Source organism: Sphingomonas sp. 66-10, assembly GCF_001897045.1.
Lineage (GTDB): Bacteria > Pseudomonadota > Alphaproteobacteria > Sphingomonadales > Sphingomonadaceae > Sphingomonas > Sphingomonas lycopersici.
In genome coordinates this window covers 1-2,494 of sequence record NZ_MKRR01000041.1, presented here as the reverse complement: position 1 = coordinate 2,494, position 2,494 = coordinate 1, and the positions used below count along the sequence as shown (strand labels likewise).

Annotated in this window: 1 protein-coding gene; it reads left to right on the top strand. The window is 63.6% G+C overall.

Features of this window, described 5'->3' with window-relative positions; translation table 11 throughout:
- Nucleotides 1–2,494, top strand: a 2,494-nt coding sequence (locus BGN95_RS04985) for an LVIVD repeat-containing protein (RefSeq protein WP_502688253.1), incomplete at both ends; no start/stop codon positions are given.

Here is a 2,494-nt window from a genome sequence, read left to right as displayed (position 1 = left end):
CCGGTCGATCCGGCGTCGGTGGCGAAGGAAAGCGGCCACCCGATCCGCCACAGCTTCACCCGCGCGATCCCCACGTCACAGTGCATGACCTGCCACATGCACCAGCCCAACATCTTCCTGAACAGCTATCTCGGCTATACGATGTGGGATTATGAGGCGGATGCGCCGCTGATGTGGCCCGCGCAGCAGAAATATCCCACCGCCGCCGAAACCCATGCCGCATTGGAGCGCAACCCCGAGGGCGCGAACCCGCGCGGCAATTGGTCGGACCCGGATTTCCTGCGCAACGTCTATGATCTGAACGCCAGGGCGAAGGACACGCAATTCGCCGATTACCACGGCCACGGCTGGAATTTCCGCGCGGTGTTCAAGCGCGATCGCGCGGGCAATCTGCTCGATGCCGAGGGCAAGATCGTCTGGCCCGACGATCCCGAGAAATTCCGCCGCAAGGGCGAGGGCAAGTTCGTCCCCGTCGGGGTCAATCCCGGCAAGGCGGTCCATCTGATGGACATTCACGCCGAAAAGGGGATGCAATGCGCCGATTGCCATTTCGCGCAGGACAGCCACGGCAACGGCTTTATCTATGGCGAGGTGGAGAATGCGATCGAGATCGGGTGCAAGGATTGCCACGGCACCGCGGACGCCTATCCGACATTGCTGACCTCGGGCCCGGCCGCGCCGCCCAAGGGCACCGACCTTGCGCTGCTGCGCAATCCCGACGGCCAGCGCCGCTTCGAATGGTTCTATGATGCGGGCGGGCGGCGCCGGCTGGTGCAGCGCTCGATCGTCGATCCGAAGCTCGAATGGGAAGTCAGCCTGGTCAAGGATTCGGTCGATCCGGCCAATCCGCATTTCAACGCCAAGGCGGCGCGCGCCAAATTGATGAGCCGATCGGGCGCGGAGGACGGCAGCTTCGCCTTCGGGCTCGGCGTGGCCAAAAGCGATCGCGCGCATAATGACGAGGATGTCGCCTGCTTCACCTGTCACCTCAGCTGGACGACGAGCTGCGGCGGGTGTCACCTGCCGATCGAGGCGAACTGGAAGACGACCAGCCACCATTATGAAGGCGAGGAGACGCGCAACTTCGCGACCTACAATCCGCAGGTCGCGCGCGACGACATGTTCCAGCTCGGCAAGCATATGACGACCAAGGGCAATGAAACCGCCCCGGTCCGATCGACATCCGCGCTGGTGCTCTCCTCGACCAACATCAACCGTGAGCGCATCTATATCCAGCAGCCCCCGGTTTCGGGGATCGGTTTTTCCTCGCAGGCGTTCGCGCCGCATTTCCCGCATACGGTGCGCCGCACCGAAACCAAGACCTGCTCCGATTGCCATCTGTCGGCGAAGGACGACAATAATGCGATCATGGCGCAATTGCTGCTGCTCGGCACCAATACCGCCAATTTCGTCGGGCTGAACGCGTGGACCGGGCTCGAGAACGGGTTCGAGGCGATGCGTGTCACCGAATGGGGCGAGCCGCAGGCGGTGATCGGCAGCTATCTGCAGAAATATGCCTATCCCGATTATTGGCGGATGCATGTCGAGCGCAACGGCCGCGAGCTCAAGGATTGGGTGCGCGGCAAGACCTTCGATCGCAAGGCCTCGGGCGAGACGCATCCGCTGGAGGAATTCCGCAACGTCATGAAGGGCACCGCCGATCGCGTCGGCTGCCTGCAACTACGCGGCGAATATATGTATGTCGCCGAAGGGAAGGGCGGCTTCCGCGTCTATGACGTGGCGTCGGTTGCCAACAAGGGCGTGTCGGCGCCGATCCTGAGCGCGCCCTTCTCGAAGCTTGGCCAGAATACCAATGTGGCGTCGAAGAACGCCACCTGCGTCGCGCTGCCGACCAACCAGCCGATCAATCCGCTGCGCAACACCCCCGAACGCCGCAAGATCAATCAGGAACAGCCATTCCTGCCGATCTACAGCTATGCCGCGGTGACCGACAGCGTCGAAGGGCTGATCCTCGTCAATATCGAGACGCTGGCCGACGGCGAGTTCCGCAACAATTTCCTCAAGCGCGCGGTGACGTGGAACCCCAATGGCGTGCTCAACGGCGCGCGGCATGTCCAGCTTGCCGGGCAGATCGCGTACATCACCGCCGATGCCGGGCTGGTGGTGGTCGATCTCGCCGACCCGCTCCACCCGCGGCTCGCCGCGGTGCGCCCGCTGAGGGAGGCGCGGGCGAGCGCGATCCAGTTCCGCTATCTATGGGTGACCGATGTCGAGGGGCTGAAGCTGTTCGACGTGACGCGGCTGACCGATCCGGTCGCGATCCCGTCGGCGACGGTCCGCTTCGCCGATGCGCGGCGCGTCTATCTCGCGCGGACCTATGCCTATGTCGCGGCGAAGGGCGAGGGGCTGGCGATCGTCGATATCACCAACCCGCTCAGGCCCGCGATCTATGCCAGGGAGACGTTCGGCGGGCGAATGAACGATGTCGAGGATGTGATCGTCGGCAGCACCAATGCCTCGCTGTTTGCTTATG